The sequence below is a fragment of the Saccharibacillus alkalitolerans genome (assembly GCF_011090185.1).
Lineage (GTDB): Bacteria > Bacillota > Bacilli > Paenibacillales > Paenibacillaceae > Saccharibacillus > Saccharibacillus alkalitolerans.
The window spans coordinates 60,010-82,384 of the sequence record NZ_JAAFGS010000001.1 but is presented as its reverse complement, the minus strand read 5'-3'; the positions used below and the strand labels follow the sequence as shown (position 1 = coordinate 82,384).

Here is a 22,375-nt window from a genome sequence, read left to right as displayed (position 1 = left end):
CAACCAAATCCGAGTACGAGGAGAATGCTAACGATGACTTCCCTTAAGCGAACCCCGCTCTATCCGCTGTACGCGGAAACCGGCGAACCCCGCTGCATCGATTTCGGCGGCTGGGAGCTGCCCGTCCAGTTTTATGGCATCCAAAAAGAACACGAGGCCGTGCGCGAGCGCGCGGGACTGTTCGACGTATCGCATATGGGCGAATTCATGCTCGGCGGCGAAGGCGCCTGCGGCTTCATTTCCAGCCTGACTACCGGAGACATCGCCGCGCTCGAAGACGGACAGGCCGTATATACCTTTATGTGCTACGAAAACGGCGGCGTGGTGGACGATCTGATCGTGTACCGTCTGCAAGAAGAGCAGTATATGCTGGTCGTCAATGCCGGCAATCTCGACAAAGACGCGGATTGGATCAAGAGCCGTCTGCCGCAGGGCATCGAATTCCGGGACGTATCCGGCGACACCGCCCTGATCGCCCTGCAGGGGCCTGCCGCTCTGCAAGTGCTGCAAAAGGTCTCGGATACGGAAGGGCTGCAGCAATTGAAGCCGTTCCGCTTTATCCGGCGGGGCGCCGTCGGCGGCGCGCCGGCGCTGATCTCCCGCACCGGCTATACCGGCGAAGACGGCTTCGAACTGTATGTCTCCTCCGCGGAAGCGGCCGGAATCTGGCGTGCGTTGATCGCCGCCGGCGAAGAATTCGGCCTGCTGCCGTGCGGACTCGGCGCGCGCGACACGCTTCGCTTCGAAGCGAAGCTGCCGCTGTACGGCCAAGAGCTGTCGGCGGACATTACGCCGCTCGAAGCCGGCCTCAGCTACTTCGTGAAGCTCGGCAAAGGCGACTTTGTCGGCCGCGAAGCGCTGGCCGCCCAGAAGGAAGCCGGCGTGCCGCGCAAGCTCGTCGGCCTGGAGATGATCGACCGCGGCATCGCCCGCTCGCATTATCCGGTATTCGCCGAAGGCCGCCAGATCGGCGAAGTGACGACCGGCACGCAGTCGCCTACGCTTAAGCGCAATCTGGCGCTGGCGCTGATCGAAACGGAGTTCGCGTCGATCGGCACGGAAGTCGAAGTGGAGATTCGCGGCAAAAAGCTGAAAGCCGAAATCGTCAAAGCCCCTTTTTATAAAAATACGCCCGCTCATAAAGAAATGATATCCAAAGCGAACGCCGGCTCGGCCGATACGCAAAACGAATCCGAAAAGGGAGTGAATACGCCTTGAAGAAGCACCGCTACATTCCGATGACCGAACAGAACGAACGCGACATGCTCGCCGCCGTAGGCGCGGAAAGCATGGAGGACCTGTTCGTCGATATCCCGAAAAACGTCCGTTACGAAGGCACGCTGCCGATGTCTTCCGCGCTCGACGAAGCCGCCCTGCTGCGCCACATGACGCGGCTCGCCGGCAAGAACGCCGACAGCGACCGCTACGCCAGCTTCCTGGGCGCGGGGCTCTACGACCATCAGGTTCCGGTCGTGATCAACCACGTCATCTCCCGTTCCGAATTTTACACGGCGTATACGCCTTATCAGCCGGAAGTCAGCCAGGGCGAACTGCAGGCGATCTTCGAATTCCAGTCTTATATCTGCGAACTGACCGGCATGGAAGTCGCCAACGCCAGCATGTACGACGGCGCGACGGCGATGGCCGAAGCGGCTTCGCTCGCCAGCGGGGCGACAAGACGCAAAAAGATCGTCATCGCGAGCACCGTTCATCCGGAAACGCGCGCCGTCGTGCGCACCTACGCTTACGGTCTCGGCATCGAAGTCGTCGAAGCGGGCTTCGACAACGGCGTGACGGACCTGAAACAGCTCGAAGAGCTGATCGACGGCGAGACGGCCGCCGTGCTCGTGCAGTCGCCGAACTTCTTCGGCGCCGTCGAGAACGTCAAAGCGATCGGCGATCTGGTCCATGCCCAGAAAGGCCTGATGGTCGTCAGCGCCAACCCGCTGTCGCTCGGTCTGCTGGAAGCGCCGGGCCGGCTCGGCGCGGATATTACCGTCGGCGACGCGCAGCCGCTCGGCATCTCGGGCTCGTTCGGCGGTCCGACCTGCGGCTACTTCGCCGTATCGAAGGCGCTTATGCGCAAAATTCCCGGACGGATCGTCGGCCAGACGACCGACAAGAACGGCAAACGCGGCTTCGTGCTGACGCTGCAGGCGCGCGAGCAGCATATCCGCCGGGACAAGGCGACGTCGAATATTTGCTCCAATCAGGCGCTGCTGGCGCTGTCCGCTTCGGTCTATCTATCCGTCATGGGACGCCAGGGACTGATCGACGTCTGTGAGCTCAACTTGAAAAAATCGCACTATGCCGCCAAGCAGCTGGGCGCGATCAAAAACGTGACGCTCGCCTTCACTTCCCCGTTCTTTAACGAATTCGTCCTGACGCTTCCGGAAGGCACGGATACGGACGCGCTGAACGAAAAGCTGCTGGAAGAAGGCTTTATCGGCGGATATAACCTGTCCCGCGAATATCCGGAACTGGGAAGCGCCATGCTGATTGCCGTAACGGAAAAACGTTCGAAAGAAGACATCGACCGCTTCGCGGAAATTTTGGAGGGAAGTCTATGAACACGAGCCTCGATTCCAAGCTGAATCCGACGCCGGAAACGAATACCGGAACGAAGGAAGACTGTGCCCTGATTTTCGAACTCAGCCAGCCCGGCCGGGTCGCCTATTCCCTGCCGGAATGCGACGTGCCCGTAAGCGAAGAGGAAGCCGCCGATTGGCTCCCCGCCGAATTCAAACGTACCGATGCCGCCGCGCTGCCGGAAGTGTACGAAGTCGACGTTATCCGCCACTATACGGGATTGTCCCGCCGCAACTTCGGGGTGGACAACGGTTTCTATCCGCTCGGCTCCTGCACGATGAAATACAATCCGAAAATCAACGAAGACGTGGCCCGCTACGCCGGCTTCGCCAAGATCCACCCGTATCAGCCGGTATCGAGCGTGCAGGGCGCGCTGGAAATGATGCATACGCTGCAAAGCGACCTGGCCGCGCTGACCGGCATGGATGCCGTTACCCTGCAGCCGGCCGCCGGCGCCCACGGCGAATGGACGGGCCTCATGATGATCCGCAGCTACCATGAAGAACGCGGCGAACATCAGCGGACCAAGGTCATCGTGCCGGACTCTTCGCACGGCACCAACCCGGCCAGCGCGACCGTGGCCGGCTTCGAGACGGTAACCATTCCTTCGAATGCCAAAGGCATGGTCGATCTGGATACGCTGCGCGCCGCCGTCGGTTCCGACACGGCCGCGCTGATGCTGACCAACCCGAGCACGCTCGGATTATTCGAAGAGCAGATCGTCGAAATCGCCCGGATCGTGCACGAAGCGGGCGGCCTGCTGTACTATGACGGTGCCAACTCCAACGCCATCATGGGCATTACCCGTCCCGGCGACATGGGCTTCGACGTCGTTCACCTCAATCTGCATAAGACGATGAGCACGCCGCACGGCGGCGGAGGCCCGGGCGCGGGTCCGGTCGGCGTCAAGTCGATCCTCGTTCCTTACCTGCCCGCTCCGATGGTCGAAAAGCTCGAAGACGGATCGTACGGATTCGCCGATCCTTCCCAGGCGTCGATCGGACGAGTCAAAGCGTACTATGGCAACTTCGGCATTCTCGTCCGCGCTTATGCCTACATCCGCACTTACGGACCGGAAGGCCTGCGCCGCGTGTCCGAATGCGCCGTGCTGAACGCCAACTACATGATGGCCCGCCTGAAAGATTATTACGAAGTTCCGTTTGCCGGCCCGTGCAAGCACGAATTCGTCATGAGCGGCAGCGGCCTGAAAAAATACGGCGTGCGCACGCTCGACGTCGCCAAGCGGCTGCTCGATTTCGGGTACCACCCGCCGACCATCTACTTCCCGCTCAACGTCGAGGAATGCATCATGATCGAGCCGACCGAGACGGAAAGCAAAGAAACGCTCGACGGCTTCATCGATACGATGATCCGCATCGCCAAGGAAGCCGAAGAAGATCCGGAGCTGCTGCTGAACGCGCCGTATACGACGCCGGTTACCCGTCTCGACGAGACGAACGCCGCGCGCAAGCCGGTGCTGAACTGCGCCTGCAGCTGATTATCGGTACGGACGGTGCTTCGCGAGGCCGCCTGCCTGTCGGCGATCAAAGCAAAGCTATCCGGCGGGACGCCGACTGCCTCTTCGGCCCCTCTGCCGCGCCGCATCTCGCTTTTTACCGCCGCTTCCCCTCTTTTCCGGGAAAGCGGCTTTTCTTTTGCCTCCGTTGACTTCATAATAGAAGAAGGTCCGTCCGGCAGCGCGCAGCGCGAAATCCGGCGGCATTTTCCACAAAATTTTCAGGAAGACGAGGTATGCTGCGATTATGTCACTCACCGATAAAAATTACCGAATCACCATGAACGATATTGTCCGCGAAGGCGATCCGATTTTGCGCCGCAAAGTCGAGGAAGTGAAGTTTCCGCTCTCCGACGAAGATCGCAATGCCATGGACGCCATGATGCGTTATTTGATCGAAAGTCAGGACGACGAACTGGCCGAGAAGTACGGGCTGCGTCCGGGCGTGGGCATCTCCGCCAACCAGGTCGGTCTCGACCGCCGCATGTTCGCCGTGCTCTTCACGGACGTCATGGAGGAAGAAAATCCGACGCTGTACCAATATAAGCTGTTCAATCCGAAGATCGTCAGCCATTCCGCGGCCATGACGTATCTGCCGGACGGCGAAGGCTGCCTGTCCGTCGACCGCGAGGTCGAAGGCATCGTGCCTCGCTACGAGAAGATCAAGCTCAAAGCTTACGACGAGAACGGCAAAGAAATGCTGCTGAAACTGAAAGGCTATCCCGCCATCGTCATGCAGCACGAATTGGATCACCTGAACGGAGTCATGTTCTACGATCATATCAACGCGAAAAACCCGCAGCAGGAACCGACGGGCGTGGATATCCAGAGTTTATGGTAAAAGGGAAAACAAAAAGAACCGGCCGAATGCCGGTTCTTTTTGTTTTGGGAAAGGAGGAATGAAAAACAGAATTCCTCTGCTGCTTGCCGTTTAACCTTCGGATTTCCTATCAAGCGTCACGATCTGGGGGCCTGTGCTGCTGAAAGGCGTTTGATAATTGGATAAAGAGAATTCGCTGCTGTAGGATTTGGACCGGCCGCCGAGGACGTAGCTGATTTCCACTTTTACTTTTGTGCGATTGTTTACCTGCAGGTTCTCATGTAGATCTCCGCATTCATACAAACTCGCAAAAAAATCCGGCTCCTCGAGGGGAACCGGACGGACGCAGCTGCGGCGTGCCAAACTGCTCGGCGCGCACGCCGGAGCGACAGAGATCGTACATTCGATGCGGATGATACGAAATGCGTCTAACTTAAACTTGAATCGCTTCGACCAGAGCCACGACTTCTTCGGCCGTCGAGCATTCCAAAGCCTTGGCGGCCAGTTCCTGCATGTCCGCGCGGGACAGTTTGGAGATCTGGCTGCGCGCCGGCAGGATGGAAGTGGCGCTCATGCTGAATTCGTCGAGACCCAGACCGAGCAGCAGCGGAATGGCAACGGAATCGCCGGCCATTTCGCCGCACATGCCGGCCCATTTGCCTTCTTTGTGAGCGGCCTTGATAACCATGTCGACCAAGCGAAGGATCGCCGGGTTGTAAGGCTGGTACAGGTACGACACGCGTTCGTTCATACGGTCCGCGGCCATCGTGTACTGGATCAAGTCGTTGGTACCGATGCTGAAGAAGTCGACTTCCTTCGCGAATTGATCGGCCAGGACCGCAGTCGAAGGAATTTCGACCATGATGCCTAGCTGAATGTCGTCCGCGACGGCAATGCCTTCGCTCTTCAGGTTGGCGCGTTCTTCTTCAAGCAGCGCTTTGGCTTGACGGAACTCGACCAGGGTCGCGATCATCGGGAACATGATGCGCAGATCGCCGTGGACGCTTGCGCGCAGCAGCGCTCTCAGCTGCGTACGGAAGATGTCCGTGCGATCCAGGCACAAGCGCACGGCGCGGAAGCCCAGGAACGGGTTCATTTCTTTCGGCAGGTCAAGGTAAGGAAGCTCCTTGTCGCCGCCGATATCGAGCGTGCGAACGACGACCGGCTTGCCTTCCATTTTCTCCAGTACCGTCTTGTAGGCGTTGTACTGGACGTCTTCGGAAGGAAGCTTGTCGCGGCCCATGTACAGGAACTCGGTCCGGTACAAGCCTACGCCTTCGCCGCCGTTATCGAGAACGCCGGCCACGTCGTTCGGCGTGCCGATGTTGGCTGCCAGTTCGACGTGAACCCCGTCCGTGGAGACGGTCGGCTCTTCGCGAAGTTTGCGCCATTCGGCGCGCTGTTCGTCGTACTTCGCCTGCTTCTCGCGGTATTCGGCAATGACTTCTTCGCTAGGATTCACGATCACGTTGCCTTCAAGACCGTCAACGATCACCATATCGCCCGGCTGCACCTGCTCCATGACGTTCTTCGTTCCGACGATAGCCGGGATTTCGAGCGAACGGGCCATGATAGCCGAGTGCGACGTGCGACCGCCGATGTTCGTCGTGAAGCCTTTAACGTATTTGCGGTTCAGCTGCGCCGTGTCCGAAGGCGTAAGGTCTTCGGCGATGACGATGACTTCTTCGCTGATTTCGGCCGGATTTTGCACGTTCAGGCCCAGCAGGTGTCCGAGGATGCGCTTCGTTACGTCGCGCATGTCCGCCGCACGCTCCTGCAGATACGCGCTTTTCATGTTCTCGAACATGGACACGAACTGCTTGGACGTTTCGTTCAGCGCGTAATCGGCATTGACCTGATCGTTCATGATCATGTCTTTGACCGGGCTGATCAGCTCGGGATCGTTCAGAATCAGCAGATGCGATTCGAAGATCTCGGCTTTTTGCGCGCCCAGTTCCTGCAGAGTGCGTTCCTTGATGCGTTCAAGTTCGACCTGCGACTTCGCCAGGGCGTCGTCGAGCTTTGCCACTTCCGCTTCCGCGTTTTTAACGGTTTTCTGGGTTACGGTGTAATCCGGATGCTCCAGGCGAAAAGCTTTGGCAATGGCGATGCCGGCCGAAGCCGCGATTCCGGAAATGTTAAGCATTGACTTCGCCCAGACCTTCTCCGACCATCACGTCTTCCAGAGCTTTCAAAGCTTCCGCTTCTTCTTCCCCCTGCGTGATCAGAGTCAGTGTCGAACCTTTTTCCAGGCCCAGGGACAGAACGCCCAGGATCGATTTCAGCGTTACGCGCTTGCCGTTGGCTTCCGCGAACGATTCCGTCGATTTGAATTTGTTAGCCGTATTAACCAGCGCCGTTGCCGGGCGTGCGTGGATACCGTCTTCGTCTACGATTCTGAATGTTTTTTCCATGATTGAGTTCCTCCAATTGTCCTTTTTTAAAGTAACCATACTTATTATAGCTTACCTGCCTGCATTTTGCACGCTTGCCTGCTATTTGCTGTATTAACTTCTTTTGCGTGCTTTACTGTTCCACAATTCCGGACGGCTTCGGCTTACTTGATCGATACGATCTTCTCTTCGCCCGCCTTGACGGTTCCCGTCTTGAGCAGGGTCACTTTCGCGCCTTCCGGCAGATTCGAGAAGATGACCGGAGTCATAATCGAAGGAGCATGCTCCTGTACGTAAGCCAGGTCGACTTCGAGAATCGGCTGTCCGGCCATGACGGCATCGCCTTCCGCTACCAATACATTAAACCCTTGGCCTTTGAGTTTAACGGTGTTCACTCCGATGTGAACCAGAATTTCTTTGCCCGCTTCGGACATGATGCCGATCGCGTGCTTGCTCGGGAAGACGTTGAACACCGTGCCGTTGACCGGCGATACGATGTTTCCGTCCGACGGGAGCACCGCGAATCCGTCGCCCGTCATTCTCTGCGAGAAGACCGGATCCGGCACGTTCGAAATGTCCTGCAGTTCGCCGTTGGCCGGCGACACGATGATTTCTTCGTCCAGGACGTTGACCGCTTCCGCGGCATCCGAAGCTTCGGCGTTCTTTTCCGGAAGCTCGACCGCGGCGGCCGGAGCTTCTACCGGAGTGCGTCCCGCCATAATATCCTGGATCTGCGATTTGATCGTGTCCGAACGGGTACCGAAGATCGCCTGGATGTTGTTGCCGACTTCAAGCACGCCCGCCGCTCCGAGGTTTTTCAGGCGGTCCTTATCGACGCTGCCGACGTTGTTGACTTGAACGCGAAGACGCGTGATGCAGGCATCGAGGTTCGAAATGTTTTCGCGTCCGCCGAGCGCCGACAGGATGTTCTGCGGCAGTTCGCCCGCCGTTCCCTTGCCCGCCGCGGCGTTCGCCGATTCTTCCGTCGGTTCCTCGCGGCCCGGCGTCTTCAGGTTGAACTTGCGAATCGCGAAGCGGAATCCGAAGTAGTAGATAACCGCCAGAATCAAGCCGACGATGATAACGTTCCACCAAGGCGTGCGGTTCTGCAGCACCCCGAACAGCAGGAAGTCGATCAGGCCGCCGGAGAAGGTCATACCGATTTTGACGCCGAGAATTTGCATCGTCATGAACGACAGACCCGCGAAGATCACGTGAATACCGAACAGGACAGGAGCCACGAACAGGAACGAGAATTCCAGAGGCTCTGTGATACCGGTCAGGAACGAAGTCAGAGCAGCCGAACCCATGATGCCGGCTACGTATTTCTTGTGTTCCGGACGCGCTTCATGGTAGATCGCCAATGCCGCAGCCGGAAGACCGAACATCATGAACGGGAATTTACCGGTCATGAACATGCCGGCCGTAAAGTCCACGCCGTCGCGCATTTGAGCCATGAAGATCCGCTGGTCGCCGCGGAACACTTCTCCGGCTTTGTTGACGTATTCCCCGAACTCGTACCAGAACGGCGAGTAGAAGATATGGTGCAGACCGAACGGAATGAGCGCGCGTTCGATACAGCCGAAGATGAAAGCCGACAATGTCGGGTTGCCGTTGATCATCACGTTCGACAGCGAGTTGAGCGCGTGCTGGATCGGAGGCCAGATCACGACGAGCAGCAGGCCGACCAGAATGGAAGTCGCGGCCGTCATGATCGGAACGAAACGTTTACCCGCGAAGAAGCCGAGATAAGAAGGCAGTTCGATGCGGAAGAACTTTTTGTACATGACCGCCGCCAGTATGCCGATTATAATACCGCCGAATACCCCGGTCGACAGCGTCGGAATGCCCAGCACGCTGGCGTATCCCAGTCCCGTTTCGCTGGTCAGGGCCGGCGTTACGCCGACGACGACGCCCAGCGTCACGTTCATGATCAGGAAGCCGACGATGGCCGCGAGGCCCGCTACGCCTTCCCCGTCGGATAAGCCGACCGCTACCCCGACCGCGAACAACAGCGGCAGGTTGGCGAAGACGATGTCGCCCGCCTTCATCAGCACGGTTGCTACCGATTGTACCCACTGCACGTCGAGCGCAGGCGCCAGTTCCAGGAAGTCCGGGCTGACGAGCAGCGTGCCGATCGCCAACAGCAGACCCGCGGCCGGCAGAATGGCGACCGGAAGCATAACCGCTTTGCCGACTCGCTGCAGGAGGCCGAATAGTTGTTTGAACATTGAATGCAACTCCCTCTTTGTATGTGATGTTTTTTCATTACATTTTAACCAGATCTTGAACGATATCTCCGTATCCGAACGCAAAAAAGGCATGAACGTACGAAAAATAAAAGGAATACTCTCAACTCGGGCTCCCGGGTACAGCTTCGCCCTTGTGAGTATGCTTTTTATTCTCCGTAGCGATTCATGCCTGATCGTATCAGTGACACATCGTTACAAAGATCGTATTCGGTTGGCTTACGTGGGTCATTATAGCACCGCTTTCAGCAGTTGGCAAGCCCTTTCACAAATAAAAATTATAGGCCTTCTCTTTCCGCCAAACGCTGCAGATGAACGGTCAGATAGCTGGCCTCCGCCTGATAAACCGGCAGTCCCAGCCTTTTCTCCATGACTTTCGTCAGCTTCCAGGCAAGCGAATACATTTCGGGATACTCGCGTGCCAGCAGTTCCGCCAGCCGGTCGGTCGCCCGAACTTCTTCCCCGCGGCAGATCCGTTCGATAGCAAAACGCAGGTGGGTCAGCAGCCGCGAGTAATCGAGACTCGTCCGGTTCAGCCCGCCGTCCAGATTCTGCTCGATCAGTTCGACCAGATCCGAGATCAATTCCGAATGGACCCGCACTTCGTTAATCGGACGGTTCGTGATCGCGCTGTGAATATGCAGAGCGACAAAACCGACTTCGTCGGGACCCAGCGACGTGCCGAGCCGATCCTCGATCAAATTGACGACGTACTCCGCCAGCTCGTATTCTTCCGGATATATTTCTTTTGTCTCGTATAAAAAAGGATTTTGGAACGTAAGCCCTTTTTCCATTCGTTTGAGCGCAAAAGCGATATGGTCGGTAAGCGCGACGTGGATGTGCTCGTTAAGCGGCGAGGAAATGCGATTGCCGATGGTCCGGATCGCTTCGTTCATGACCTCGATCAGTTTTTCGTCGACCTGCGGCAGCAGCTGTTTGTACTGTTCCTGCTCGCGCCGGCTGCGCAAAATAAACATCTTTTCGGCCGCTTCGGAGTCGATATGATCGCGCTCGGCGCGTCCGAAACCGATGCCTTTGCCGATGACGACCACTTCGCCGTACTGCGGGTCGTCCGCGATAATGACATTGTTGTTCAATACTTTGGACACCTGCATCCGCTTGCTTTCGCTCCTCTGTGTTCTCAATTCGCTATGCCGAATAGATTATCAAAAATATGCTTAAACTTCAATCTTGCGAAACGCTTTCAGCCGCCTTTAATGCGAGATATCCACAAACCCTTCGCCGAACACGTCCCGCACATCGTGAATGGTCACGAAAGCGTCTTTGTCGGCTTCTTTGACGATCTTTTTAAGCTGCGACACTTCTTGTTTGCTGATGACGATGTACAGGACTTCTTTGGCTTCTTTCGTATAAAATCCGTGCCCCGACAGCACCGTCACTCCGCGATCCATCACGAGATTCACCTGTTCCGCGATCGTGTGCTGATGTTTGGAGATAATCATGACCGCCTTTTTCGGGTTCAAGCCTTCGATGATAAAGTCCATTACTTTCGTTCCGACATACAGAAGCACGATGGTAAACATAAAGTTTTCCACCTTGATTACCGTCAGCGACGCGATCGCCACCACGACGTCGAAAAACAGCAGCCCGTAGCTGATATTCCAATCGAGATATTTGTTTGCGAGCCGGGCCAGAATGACCGTTCCCGCGGTCGTGCCGCCTACCCTCACGATCATGCCGATTCCGATCCCCGCGAAAATGCCCGCAAAAATCGCGTTGACCGTTTTTTCCGTCGACTGGATGTCCCAGCTCTCCGTCAGATGCAGGAACAAGGAATTGAAGCCGACCGCCAAAATTGTATAAATAACCGTCTTCCGATCCAAAAAACGATAGCCTACCACCAGCAGAATCGAGTTGATGATCAGATTGACCAGACCCGGCGACCAATGAAACGCGTAAAACAGAATGATCGTGACGCCTGTGACTCCGCCTTCGCCAAAGTCGTTCGGGATGACGAAAAGATTGACCGCCAGCGCAAAAATGAAGGCGCCGAGCGCAATGAAAGCGACGTCGGTAATCGTTTTGGTCACTGCTTTTTTCTCCATAGATTTATTCCCGTCCTTTTTCCGGCAATTCGTCCGCAGGGCGCACCTCCCAAAACCTATACGTGCGCACGCAATCCCCTAATTCTATCCCATAAAAAAAAGAGCCGTCAACCCGCATTTTCTCTGGGAAAATGGGGCTTTCGGCTCTTCATGCATACTTATTCGAAAACGGTGCAAACGATGTGCGCGAACGATCGTCGGACGGGGCGGAAGATCGGCTCGCCAAAGGATGCGATCGACCGTCCCAACATTAGGCTTCCCCGTCGGAGGACGGACGCTCTGGGCGAGGCAGCGTGCTTACCGCCGTCCGGTCGGCCGCCAGCTTCGCTTCGACCGCGGCGTCGCTCGGGCCTTTGTTTTTGCCGCCTACGGTCAAGTTCTGAATCATCTGCTCCAAGTCGAGCCCGGATACGCTCTTCAGCATCTCCGGCGCCGTCGCCATCAGTTCGGTCACATAGCCGCTTACGCGCGACGCGCCTCCGCCTTCGCCGCGTCCCGTGTCCACGACCGTAATCTTGTCGACGGACGCGATCGGTTCGGCGATTTTGCCGGCCAGCTCCGGCAGCATATTGACGATAACGTCCAGAATCGCCGCTTCGCCGTAATGTTTGAACGCTTCCGCCAGCTTCTCCTTCGCTTCGGCTTCCGCCAGGCCGCGCAGGCGGATGACTTCCGCTTCCGCCGTACCTTTGGCGCGTTCCGCATCGGCGGACGCGATCCCGTCAAGGCGCTTCTGCTCCGCGGACGCTTTGGCCTGCGTTTCGATCGAATACTGCATCGCGTCGGCTTCGCGCATCCGGCGAGCTTTGTCGGCTTCCGCGGCGACTTCGACGGCATAACGGTCGGCGTCGGCTTTCTTTTTCACTTCCGCGTCGTACTGCTTCTGACGAACTTGAATTTCTTTCTCCTGCAGGTCGATTTCGCGGTCCTTACGCACCAATTCGACGCGCATTTGCTCTTCGACCGCGATCTGCTTGGCCCGCGCTTCTTGGATCATATACGCCTGGTCGGCATCGGCTTTAGCCGTATCCTGTTCGCGCTTGAACGCCGCGACCTTGAGTTCTTTCTCTTTTTGACCTTCGGCGATATTCGTATCCCGGATCAGTTCCGCTTTCTGGCCTTCTTCTTCGGCGCGCGCTTTCTGGATACGGGAATCCCGGATCGCTTCCGCTTCGGCGATTTCCGCGTCGCGCTTGACCGCGGCGATCCGCGGCTTGCCGAGCGACTCCAGGTAGCCGTGCTTGTCGCGCACGTCTTTGATGGTGAACGACACGATCTGCAGGCCCATCTTCTTCAAATCGCGGGCCGCCACGCTCTGCACTTCCTGCGCGAACCGGTCGCGGTTGCGGTACATTTCTTCAACCGTCATGGAACCGAGAATGGAACGCAGATGCCCTTCGAGCACTTCCTGGGCTTCCGCTTTGAGCGATTCGATCGGCTTGCCCATGTACTGCTCGGCAGCGGTCGCCACATCTTCGGTCGAGCTGCCGATCTTGATGATCGCCACCCCGTCCGCCAGCACGGGAACGCCCTGTTCCGTGTACACTTCCGGCGTCGTCACGTCCAGCTTATGCGACAGTAGCGAGAGATACTCGGCTTTTTGGAAGACCGGAAGAATAAAAGCGCCGCCGCCGCGCACGATTTTGATCTTACGTCCGGCCTCGTCGTCGGCAATATTTTTGCTGCCGAGGAACGAGCCCGTCACCACCATCGCCTCGTCGGTACTGACCGTTTTGTAACGCGCCCAGAAAGCAAGCCCCAGTACGAGCAGTACCACCACTACGATACCCGGAATCAGCATATAATCCGGAATTTGATCAAAAATCCCCATCTTACTCCAACCCCTTTTCTTGTTTGTCGAGTTCGCTTACGCCAAGCGTGCCGTCTACAACGTCGATGACGACTATCCGGACGCCCGACGGAATCCAATCGCCGTCGAAGCTGAACGCCGTATGCAGCGTGTTGCCCGAGCCGCCCATGTGCACCATGACTTCGCCATAACCTTTTTCCGGCACGGGAACGGTAATCTCCCCGATCTTTCCGACCAGGTCGTTCATCGAGTAGCCCACCGAATTCTCGCTTCCTCGCATCGGTTTGACGTAGCCGAAGTACAGCAGCAGGCCTGAAGCCAACCCGCAGAGTACCGCCGCTGTCATCCCCAGAGCGGGCGTTAGATTCGCATAGCGCTCGATCAGGATACCCGCTCCTCCGAAAACGGTCACCATACCGGCGAGTACGATCGGCTGCAGGAACTCGAACGACAGCGCGTCGAACGCACCGCCGAGCGCGTCGCCGATCCAATCCCCGAACAGAACGCTGATCAGCGCAAACAAGGCGCCGCCCGCCAGACAGCCCAAATAGAGCGTTTCCATTTTCGCATCCCTCCTACGCGATTGAAGGTGCTCATCCGGACTCGGAAGCTCGGCGCAAAAAACGGCGAGACTTCAGAGCTTTTCCAAATGAGTATAAGATTACATACGGTTGATTGCCGATTCGGTTTCATTTTTCGGGCGGCGGGATCTCGAATTGGTTTATTCGCTTGTTCCGCGCGCTATTTTCGCCAATATGTCCAGCATCCGATCTTCGTCGTAGGCCGGCTCGGTCGAGGACTGCAGCGTATAGGTGACATCGGCCGCTCTCGCGATCGCGTGCAGGCTTCCGTCCGGCGCCCGGGCGATCTGCATGTCGATGCCGTCGACCGAACGGCTTTCGCCCTCCTCCATGGTCGCGGGAAGTTCGCTGAGCGTAAGCAGCAAAGACGGCTCCCCGGAATACGGGCCGTACAGCAGCTCTTCGATCGGCAAAATTTGTTCTTCATCCGCCTGCCGAAGCTCTCCTCCGGATTCGCCGTAAGACATGACGATCGAATCTTTGCGCCCTTCGCTTTCGTCTTTTCCGGCTTTTAAAACTCTTTCCGTACTTCCTGTTCGGCGTAAGCCAAGCTTCCTACTTCGGGCGAATCATCGGAGCAGGCCGTCAGAAAAACGAGCAGGATCGCAAACAGGCCAAGCGGAACGACACGTCTTTTTCGCATCTTTTCTCCCTCCTTCGATGGATGAACGTGCGTCAAACGGTCATAGTTGGCAAATAAAAAAAGCCGCCTTAACGGCGGCTTTCGAAAAAAGGACTGCATCCGCAATAAACGGCTTACAGCGAAGCTTTGTAAATGGCCACAACGTCTTCGCGCTGCAGCTTGTTGAAGTTGCCGAACGGACCGAATTTCATCGCTTTGTCGGCCATTTCGTCGATGCGGCTGCCGTCGATCTCGTAATCGGCCAGCGTGCTCGGCGCGCCGATGGAGTTCCAGAACGCGCGCAGCGCTTCGATGCCTTCAAGGCCGGCTTCTTCGGCGGATTTGCCGGACGGGTCGATGCCGAACACGTTCACGGCGAGCTTCTTGAAGCGCTCCGGATCGACTTTGAGGCTGTGCTTCATCCAGTTCGGGAACAGGATAGCCAAGCCTCCGCCGTGCGGAATGTCGTACACGGCCGATACGGCGTGCTCGATGTTATGCGTCGCCCAGTCGCCGGTGCTGCCCATGCTCAGGACGCCGTTCAGCGCGAGCGTGCCGCTGTACATGACCGTTTCGCGCAGCTCGTAGTTTTCCAGATCTTCCACCAGTTTAGGACCGGCTTCGATGACCGCGCGCAGCACGGATTCGCAGAAGCCGTCCTGAACCGGCGTGTTGCCTTCCAGGTGGAAGTACGTTTCCAGCACGTGCGACATCATGTCGACCATACCGTAGACGGTCTGATCTTTCGGCAGGGAGTACGTAAACTCCGGATCGAGGATGGAGAACGTCGGGAACGAATAAGCGCTGCCCCAGCCGAGCTTTTCCATCGTCTGTTCGTTCGTGATGACCGATCCGCTGTTCATCTCGGAACCGGTCGCCGCCATCGTCAGCACGACGCCGAGCGGAAGCGCGTCCTGCGCGACCGCTTTGCGTTCCGCGAAGTCCCACATGTCGCCGTCGTATTTAGCGCCTACGGCGATCGCTTTGGCGCAGTCGATGACGCTGCCGCCGCCTACCGCGAGGATCAGGTCGACGTTTTCGCTTTTGCACAGGTCGACGCCTTTATGCACGGTCGAAAGGCGCGGGTTCGGCTCGACGCCGGACAGTTCCGTCACGTTCGCTCCCGTTTCTTTCAGCAGCGCGGTGACGCTGTCGTACAGGCCGGAGCGCTTGATGCTGCCTCCTCCGTAAACGAGCAGGATATTTTTGCCGTACTGCGGCACCAAGGTTTTGAGCTGTTCCAGCTGGCCTTTGCCGAAGATGAGGCGTGTCGGATTATAAAAGGTAAAAGACTTCATGATAGAGTCGTAACCCCTTCCTTTTCATAAGTATGTATTCATTATATACCGGATTATGGGCAAAACCAAATGGCCGCACCCCCGAGGATGCGGCCTTTCGATTTTCCCTTTGCCGACGAATCCGGCGAAGCGCGAAACCGTCTTATTGCCCGTCCGTCCGGCTCCAGCCGAGACTTTCGACAAATCGGAAAAACGCCCGGCGGCCCGCCGCGTCGGTCTTGTATACGCCGGCATGACCGAGAATCTCGGCAAACTTCGCGCCGACTTCGCGGCGAAGCAGTTCGAGCGAAGCTTCCGGCGTCAGGTCGGAACCGTGCGCCGCGATCAGCTCGCGCGTCCAGGGCAGATGCTGCGCCAGCGGATGCGAGGCGTCCGCTTCGGCTTCGGCCAGCAGCCGCGAGTCTCCGCTCAGGATGCGGCCGATCCGCTCCAGCTCGTCTTTCAGGCGGCCGGGCAGAATGGCGAGGCCCATCACTTCGATCAGGCCGATGTTTTCCTTTTTGAGATGGTGCATTTCCCGGTGCGGATGGAAAATGCCTTCCGGATGCTCGCCGCTCGTCCGGTTGTTGCGCAGCACGAGATCGAGCTCGTAGGCGCCTTCGCGGCGGCGGACGATCGGCGTCACCGTATTGTGGCGCACCGTCTCCCCGTCTTTTTCGCTGGACGCCAGCACGTCCACGCTCTCGTCGCTGTACGTCTTCCACGCCTCGTAAATCTCGTTCGCCGCTTCCAGCATTTCGGCCTGATCGCTGCCGCTCAACCGGATGACCGACATCGGCCAGCGAACGACGGACAGACTCACCGCCGGATACCGGTCATGCGAGAACACGGCTTCCGTCGCGGCGCGCTCGATCGCGAACGTGTGCTTGCCGCCCTGGAAATGGTCGTGCGTCAGAATGGAGCCTCCCACGATCGGGAGATCGGCGTTGGAGCCGAGGAAATAATGCGGGAACCGGTCGGTGAACTGCAGCAGCCGGCGCAGCGTGTCCTTCGTCAGCTTCATCGGCACATGATCGCGATGCAGCACGATGCAGTGTTCGTTGTAATAGACGTACGGCGAATACTGGAACAGCCACGGCTCGTCGTTCAGCGTAAGCGGAATGACGCGCAGGTTCTGACGCGCGGGATGGTTGATCCGGCCGGCATAGCCGACGTTCTCGCGGCACAGCTGGCATTTCGGATAAACCGGAGGCGGCAGCAGGCGGGCCTGCGCGATCTCTTCCGGCGTCTTCTCCGGTTTGGACAGATTGATCGTGATCTCGATCGGTCCGAATTCGGAATCGTGCGTCCAGTACAGATTCTTCGAGACCCGGTCCATCCGGATATAGTTGGAATCGATGCACCACTTATAAAAACGGTCGGTCGCCGCCGTGATGCCGCCACGTTCTTCCGTTTCGCGGAACTCGCGCACGATCTCCGACGGACGGGCCAGCAGCAGGCCCATCAGCTTGGCGTCGAGCAGGTCGCGGTGGGTATCGGTATTTTCCGGGATCATGCCCGTCTGCGCCGCGTAATCGATCAATGTGTCGAGCATCGGCTGAGGGCCCTTCGGCAGCGGCTCTTCATGCGCATCTCCGGCCGCATAAGGCTCGTCGAAGCCAAGCTGCTCCAGCAGTCGGTTGCGTCCGAAGTCGGCGTCTTCTTCCTCCAGCAGCTTCTCCCGCAGCGCGAACGCCGTCAGCCGCTCGATCGCTTTCAGCGCTTCTTCGCGGGAGACGCTGCCGGAAGTTTCGCTTCCCGCCGGCGCGGACGTCTGCGTTTCTCCCGGCTTTTCCCCCGCCGTTCCTTGCTGTACTCCGTTGTTCAACTGTTCGCTCATGGACGCTGCCCCCGTTATCGTTTTTTAATCGTTATAGCCGTCAGGCCGCGACTGATGCCAGTTCCAGGCGCTGGCGATGATCGTCTCGATGTTTTCGCGCGACGGATTCCAGCCCAGTACGCTGCGCGCTTTCTGCGAAGAAGCGATCAGCACGGCCGGGTCGCCGGCGCGGCGCGGCTCCGTGTTGACCGGAATGTCTTTGCCCGTCACTTTGCGCGCCGTCTCGATGATCTGACGCACCGAGAAGCCGCTGCCGCTGCCGAGGTTAAACACGTCGCTCTCGCCGCCGTTTTTCAGGTAGTCGATCGCCCGCAGATGCGCGTCCGCCAAGTCGCTGACATGCAGATAGTCGCGGACGCACGTTCCGTCTTCCGTCGGGTAATCTTCGCCGAAAACGGAAATGTGCGAACGCTGTCCGAGCGCCGTCTGCAGCACGATCGGAATCAGATGCGTTTCCGGGCGGTGGTCTTCGCCGATCTTGCCGCTGTCGTGCGCGCCCGCCGCGTTGAAGTAGCGCAGCGCGACGTAACGGACGTTCAGCACGCGATCGTACCAGCGGATCATGCGTTCCATCATCAGCTTCGTTTCGCCGTAGACATTGGTAGGTTCGGTGCGGTCCGTCTCTTCGATCGGCGTTTTTTCCGGCTCGCCGTAAGTCGCCGCCGTCGAGGAGAACACGATCCGGCGCACGCCGGCTTCGTTCATCGCTTCCAGCAGGCACAGCGTGCCGTACATATTGTTGTCGTAGTATTTGCCGGGATTCTGCATGCTCTCGCCGACCAGGGAATTCGCCGCGAAATGGATGACGCCTTCGATTTCGTTTTCCGCGAACAGCTTTTTCAGCAGCTCTTTGTCGCGCAGATCGCCCTCGTACAGCTTGCCGCCCAGCAGCGCTTCCTTGTGTCCCGTCTGCAGGTTGTCGATCACGACCACCTCGTCGCCTCGTTCGAGCAGAGCCGCCACGGTATGGGAGCCGATATAGCCGGCGCCGCCGGTTACCAAAATTGCCATTGTTAATTCCTCCTCGGATTGGGCGAACGGTCTGCGCGGTTTGCGTTCAGACGGAAACCGCGGCCGTTCGCCTCTTTTATTAGGATGGTCAAACCGTCATGCTCCGTCCGTCGAAGCTCAGTTCGAACTCAATTCCTCCACGCCTTCGCCTACGCCGCAGACGTAGAACTCGCCTTTCAGCCCCGTGCGCGCTTCGTAGTTCTCGCCCACCTGCCGCACGAAAGTCTCCACGTCGTCTTCGTGCACCAGCGACACCGTGCATCCGCCGAAGCCCGCTCCCGTCATGCGCGCGCCCAGCGTACCCGGAATTTTGCGCGCTTCTTCGACCATGACGTCCAGCTCCGCGCAGCTCACTTCGTACAGATCGCGCAGCGAGTCGTGGGACAGGTTCATCAGGCGGCCGAATTCCTGCAGGTCGTTCGCCGTCAGCGCTTCGACCGAAGCCAGCACGCGCGCATTCTCTTCGATGACGTGCTGCGCGCGATTGCGGACCGTCTCGTCGGTCAATGCGGACTTATAGTCTTCGAACTGCGAAGGAGTAATTTCAGCCAGGTAGTTCAGGTCGGCTTTGCAGCTTCTCAGACGATCGAGCGCGGCCGTGCACTGTTCGCGGCGCTCGTTGTACTTGGAATCGACCAGGCCGCGGCGCTTGTTTGTGTTGCCGATGACCAGCTTGTAGCTGCCCGTTTGGAACGGCACGTGTTTGTATTCCAGCGTGTCGCACATGAGCAGGATCGCATGGTCCTTTTTGCCGTTGGCGACCGCGAACTGGTCCATGATGCCGCAGTTGACGCCGACGAAGTTATTTTCCGCCGCCTGCGACAGCAGCGCGATCTGTACCGTGTCGCGGTCGTAGCCGCCCATCGACAGCAAGCCGTAGCCGGTCACGACTTCGATCGAAGCCGAGGAGGAAAGCCCCGCCCCGTTCGGGATTTCGCCGTGGTAGAACAGGTCGTATCCTTTGGACACCGGATAGCCGCGCCGGGCCAGTTCGACCATGACGCCGACCGGATAGTCCGTCCACTGCCCTGTCTTATTCAGTCCGATTTCGTCCACTTTGATCTGCGCTTCTTCCGGCAGGTTGGTGGAAGCCAACCGGATGACGCCGTCTTCGCGTTCGCGGACGACGAGCGTCGTGCCGAACTCCAGCGCCGCCGGCAGCACGTACCCTCCGTTGTAATCGATGTGTTCGCCGATCAGGTTCACGCGTCCCGGCGCGTGGAATACGCGCGGGGCGACTGCCGATTCGCCGAATTTTTGTATAAACATTTGCTTGATTTGCTGAGCATCCATTCTCGGATCACCTCGTGGGTTGTTTTGTATGCCTGTGCTTTCAGTATAAAAGATAGCGTTCTCCCTGATAATGTACCGATGTGCGGACTGCATGGACTTATGTGACTTCCGCATTCAAAGAGGTTATACTGAAAAAAAGGCTGGCAAGCCGGAAAGCGAGGAACGTCATGACGGAAAACCAATCGGGCTTCTCCTACTCCGTCGCACCGAACCCGGTATACGACGACAAAGGCATGCTGTATGTACTGTTCGCCGGCGAAAGCCAGACGCTGCCCGAACACCGGATCGGGCCGAAGATTTACGACTACTTCCTGCTGCACGTCGTCGAGGAAGGGCGCGGGGCTTTCGTGCACGAAGGCCAAGCGTACGAACTGGAAGCGGGCGACGCCTTTTTGATCCGCCCGGGACGGCTGGTCAGCTACGTCTCCGACGAGCGGAAGCCGTGGCGTTACCGCTGGATCGCCTTCGCCGGGCCGCTCGCCGAGGACGCCGTGCGTACGGCAGGTCTGACGCCGCAGCATCCGGTGTTCCGCCCGTCGGCGGAATCGGATATCCCGCGCCTGCTGTCCGATACGCTCGGAGTGTTCCGCTCCCGCCGCGCCGGCGCTCACCTCGCGTCGCTCGGCTACCTGCACCTGATTCTGGCCGCGGCCGAAGACGTCGTAAGGGGCGATTCGGCCGTCCCGGCCGCGGACACGGCGGGAAGCCTTGCGGTCAAGCAGATGATCCGCTATATGACCGATCAGTACGCGCATCCCGTCTCGATCGAAGACATGTGCCAGAGCCTCGGCTATAACAGGGCTTACCTGTCGCGCATGTTCAAAAAGGAAACAGGCGTCGCGCCGGTGACCTATCTGCTGAAGCTGCGGATCGACAAAGCGCGCGGCCTGCTGCGCGAGCGGCCCGATCTGTCGGTGCAGCAGATCGCCTCTTCGGTCGGCCTGACCGATCCGCTGTACTTCTCCCGTCAGTTTCAGCGGCTGCACGGACAGTCTCCGACCGCCTATAGGGAATCGGTGCTCGGCCGGCAGGCAAACGGGCATGTATGAGGCCGACGATTCTGAAGGCAGCGAGACATCGCGTCGTCTTCCCCTTTCTAACTAAACCCGAAAGCGCCCGGCAGAATCCGCGGCTCCCGCCGCGGAAGGCGCGGCCGAATGCGAATGTCCCCGGCAAAAATCCCCCGGTTTCCGTCCATGCGGCGGAATCCGGGGGACTTTCTTGGCGCGGTTTATTGATCGCTTTCCGTTTTCAAAATTTTCTCGATCCGCTCAAGCTCCTCGTCCGAGAACTCCAGCTGCTTCAGCGTATCGATATTCTCTTCGATCTGCGAAACGCGGCTCGCGCCGATCAGTACCGACGTGACCCGTTCGCCGCGCAGCACCCAGGCCAGGGCGAACTGTGCCAGACTTTGCCCGCGGGCGACCGCCATCTGATTGAGCGCGCGCACTTTGCGCATCGCTTCCGGCGTGATCTGATTCTGGTTCAGGAACGGAGAAGCGCTGGCCGCCCGGGAATCTTCCGGAATCCCGTTCAGGTATTTGTTCGTCAGCAGTCCCTGCGCCAGCGGACTGAACGCGATGCTGCCGACGCCGTGCTCGTCGAGCACGTCCTGCAGGCCATGCTCGATCCAGCGGTTCATCATCGAATAGCTCGGCTGGTGGATCGTCAGCGGCGTGCCGAGCTCCTTCAGAATGGCGATCGCTTCGCGGGTCTGCTCCGCCGAATAGTTGGATACGCCTATGTACAGCGCCTTGCCCGAACGCACGATATGGTCGAGCGCCATCATCGTTTCTTCGAGCGGAGTATCCGGGTCCGGGCGGTGATGATAAAAAATATCGACGTAATCCAATCCGAGCCGCTTGAGGCTCTGATCGAGGCTCGAGACCAAATACTTGCGGGAGCCCCATTCGCCGTACGGGCCCGGCCACATGTAATAACCGGCCTTAGTGGAGACGATCAGCTCGTCGCGGTAAGACCTCAGGTCGGTCGCCAGCAGACGGCCGAACATTTCTTCGGCCGAGCCAGGCGGCGGCCCGTAGTTGTTCGCCAGGTCGAAGTGCGTGATCCCCAGATCGAAAGCGCGGTGCACGATGCTCCGTCCGTTTTCGTAAGCGTCGACGCCTCCGAAGTTGTGCCATAATCCGAGCGAGACCGCCGGAAGCTTCAGTCCCGACCGCCCGCTGCGGTTATATTTCATTTGGTCGTAGCGTTCGCCGCTAGCCTTATATTCCATCGATTTCTCCACCCTTTCGTTTACAGCTTGCTTACATATTATCGCCGGGATTACCGATTGGCAAGAAAACGA

19 protein-coding genes are annotated in these 22,375 nt (G+C 58.4%); 5 read left to right on the top strand and 14 right to left on the bottom strand.

What is annotated here, in order from left to right:
* Nucleotides 1-33: 33 nt before the first annotated feature.
* From gcvT to def, 4 genes are all read left to right on the top strand, one after another.
* On the top strand, nt 34-1,218 hold the full coding sequence (gcvT, locus tag GYN08_RS00345) for a glycine cleavage system aminomethyltransferase GcvT (RefSeq protein WP_166271398.1): 1,185 nt from the start codon (nt 34-36) through the stop codon (nt 1,216-1,218).
* The gene (gene gcvPA, locus GYN08_RS00340) at nt 1,215-2,570 is read left to right on the top strand and encodes an aminomethyl-transferring glycine dehydrogenase subunit GcvPA (protein ID WP_166271397.1); all 1,356 of its coding nucleotides are present in this window, start codon (nt 1,215-1,217) and stop codon (nt 2,568-2,570) included. The genes gcvT and gcvPA overlap by 4 nt, the downstream gene beginning before the upstream one ends.
* Nucleotides 2,567-4,087, top strand: a complete 1,521-nt coding sequence (gene gcvPB / locus GYN08_RS00335; protein WP_166271395.1) for an aminomethyl-transferring glycine dehydrogenase subunit GcvPB — start codon at nt 2,567-2,569, stop codon at nt 4,085-4,087. The genes gcvPA and gcvPB overlap by 4 nt, the downstream gene beginning before the upstream one ends.
* Before the next feature lie 265 nt (nt 4,088-4,352).
* Nucleotides 4,353-4,946, top strand: coding sequence for a peptide deformylase (def, locus tag GYN08_RS00330; RefSeq protein WP_166271393.1), 594 nt, complete (start codon nt 4,353-4,355; stop codon nt 4,944-4,946).
* Between the two features lie 412 nt (nt 4,947-5,358).
* Here def and ptsP read toward each other — a convergent pair whose 3' ends face one another.
* From ptsP to GYN08_RS00270, 13 genes are all read right to left on the bottom strand, one after another.
* Complete coding sequence (gene ptsP / locus GYN08_RS00325; RefSeq protein WP_166271391.1) at nt 5,359-7,071, bottom strand: phosphoenolpyruvate--protein phosphotransferase; 1,713 nt, start codon at nt 7,069-7,071, stop codon at nt 5,359-5,361.
* Complete coding sequence (locus GYN08_RS00320) at nt 7,064-7,339, bottom strand: HPr family phosphocarrier protein (RefSeq protein ID WP_166271389.1); 276 nt, start codon at nt 7,337-7,339, stop codon at nt 7,064-7,066. Before GYN08_RS00320 ends, ptsP begins: the two co-directional genes overlap by 8 nt.
* A gap of 143 nt (nt 7,340-7,482) precedes the next feature.
* Nucleotides 7,483-9,549, bottom strand: coding sequence for a glucose-specific PTS transporter subunit IIBC (ptsG, locus tag GYN08_RS00315; protein WP_166271387.1), 2,067 nt, complete (start codon nt 9,547-9,549; stop codon nt 7,483-7,485).
* A gap of 296 nt (nt 9,550-9,845) precedes the next feature.
* Nucleotides 9,846-10,682 (bottom strand): glucose PTS transporter transcription antiterminator GlcT, encoded by an 837-nt coding sequence (gene glcT, locus GYN08_RS00310; RefSeq protein WP_166271385.1) that lies wholly within the window; start codon nt 10,680-10,682, stop codon nt 9,846-9,848.
* A gap of 99 nt (nt 10,683-10,781) precedes the next feature.
* Nucleotides 10,782-11,633, bottom strand: coding sequence for a YitT family protein (locus GYN08_RS00305; protein WP_166271383.1), 852 nt, complete (start codon nt 11,631-11,633; stop codon nt 10,782-10,784).
* A 250-nt stretch (nt 11,634-11,883) separates the two neighbouring features.
* Nucleotides 11,884-13,464, bottom strand: coding sequence for a flotillin family protein (locus GYN08_RS00300; RefSeq protein ID WP_166271381.1), 1,581 nt, complete (start codon nt 13,462-13,464; stop codon nt 11,884-11,886).
* 1 nt (nt 13,465) lies between these two features.
* A complete protein-coding gene (locus tag GYN08_RS00295) occupies nt 13,466-14,005 on the bottom strand; it encodes a protease (protein ID WP_166271379.1) in 540 nt (179 codons plus the stop codon).
* A 159-nt stretch (nt 14,006-14,164) separates the two neighbouring features.
* The gene (locus GYN08_RS00290; protein ID WP_166271377.1) at nt 14,165-14,491 is read right to left on the bottom strand and encodes a hypothetical protein; all 327 of its coding nucleotides are present in this window, start codon (nt 14,489-14,491) and stop codon (nt 14,165-14,167) included.
* A 44-nt stretch (nt 14,492-14,535) separates the two neighbouring features.
* A complete protein-coding gene (locus GYN08_RS23900; protein ID WP_268952830.1) occupies nt 14,536-14,667 on the bottom strand; it encodes a hypothetical protein in 132 nt (43 codons plus the stop codon).
* Between the two features lie 113 nt (nt 14,668-14,780).
* Nucleotides 14,781-15,944, bottom strand: a complete 1,164-nt coding sequence (locus GYN08_RS00285; protein WP_166271375.1) for an iron-containing alcohol dehydrogenase — start codon at nt 15,942-15,944, stop codon at nt 14,781-14,783.
* Between the two features lie 142 nt (nt 15,945-16,086).
* Nucleotides 16,087-17,763, bottom strand: coding sequence for a UDP-glucose--hexose-1-phosphate uridylyltransferase (locus tag GYN08_RS00280; protein WP_166271373.1), 1,677 nt, complete (start codon nt 17,761-17,763; stop codon nt 16,087-16,089).
* Between the two features lie 24 nt (nt 17,764-17,787).
* Nucleotides 17,788-18,774, bottom strand: coding sequence for a UDP-glucose 4-epimerase GalE (galE, locus tag GYN08_RS00275; protein ID WP_166271371.1), 987 nt, complete (start codon nt 18,772-18,774; stop codon nt 17,788-17,790).
* 117 nt (nt 18,775-18,891) lie between these two features.
* The gene (locus GYN08_RS00270; RefSeq protein ID WP_166271369.1) at nt 18,892-20,067 is read right to left on the bottom strand and encodes a galactokinase; all 1,176 of its coding nucleotides are present in this window, start codon (nt 20,065-20,067) and stop codon (nt 18,892-18,894) included.
* 167 nt (nt 20,068-20,234) lie between these two features.
* Here GYN08_RS00270 and GYN08_RS00265 point away from each other — a divergent pair, with 167 nt between their 5' ends.
* Entirely contained in the window at nt 20,235-21,116 is an 882-nt protein-coding gene (locus GYN08_RS00265; protein ID WP_166271367.1) for an AraC family transcriptional regulator, read from the top strand.
* A gap of 182 nt (nt 21,117-21,298) precedes the next feature.
* On the opposite strand, the gene mgrA is transcribed toward GYN08_RS00265, so the two are convergent.
* Nucleotides 21,299-22,303 carry an L-glyceraldehyde 3-phosphate reductase gene (mgrA, locus tag GYN08_RS00260; RefSeq protein ID WP_166271365.1) on the bottom strand — a complete coding sequence of 335 codons (1,005 nt, stop codon included), beginning with the start codon at nt 22,301-22,303 and terminating at the stop codon, nt 21,299-21,301.
* Between the last annotated feature and the right edge of the window lie 72 nt (nt 22,304-22,375).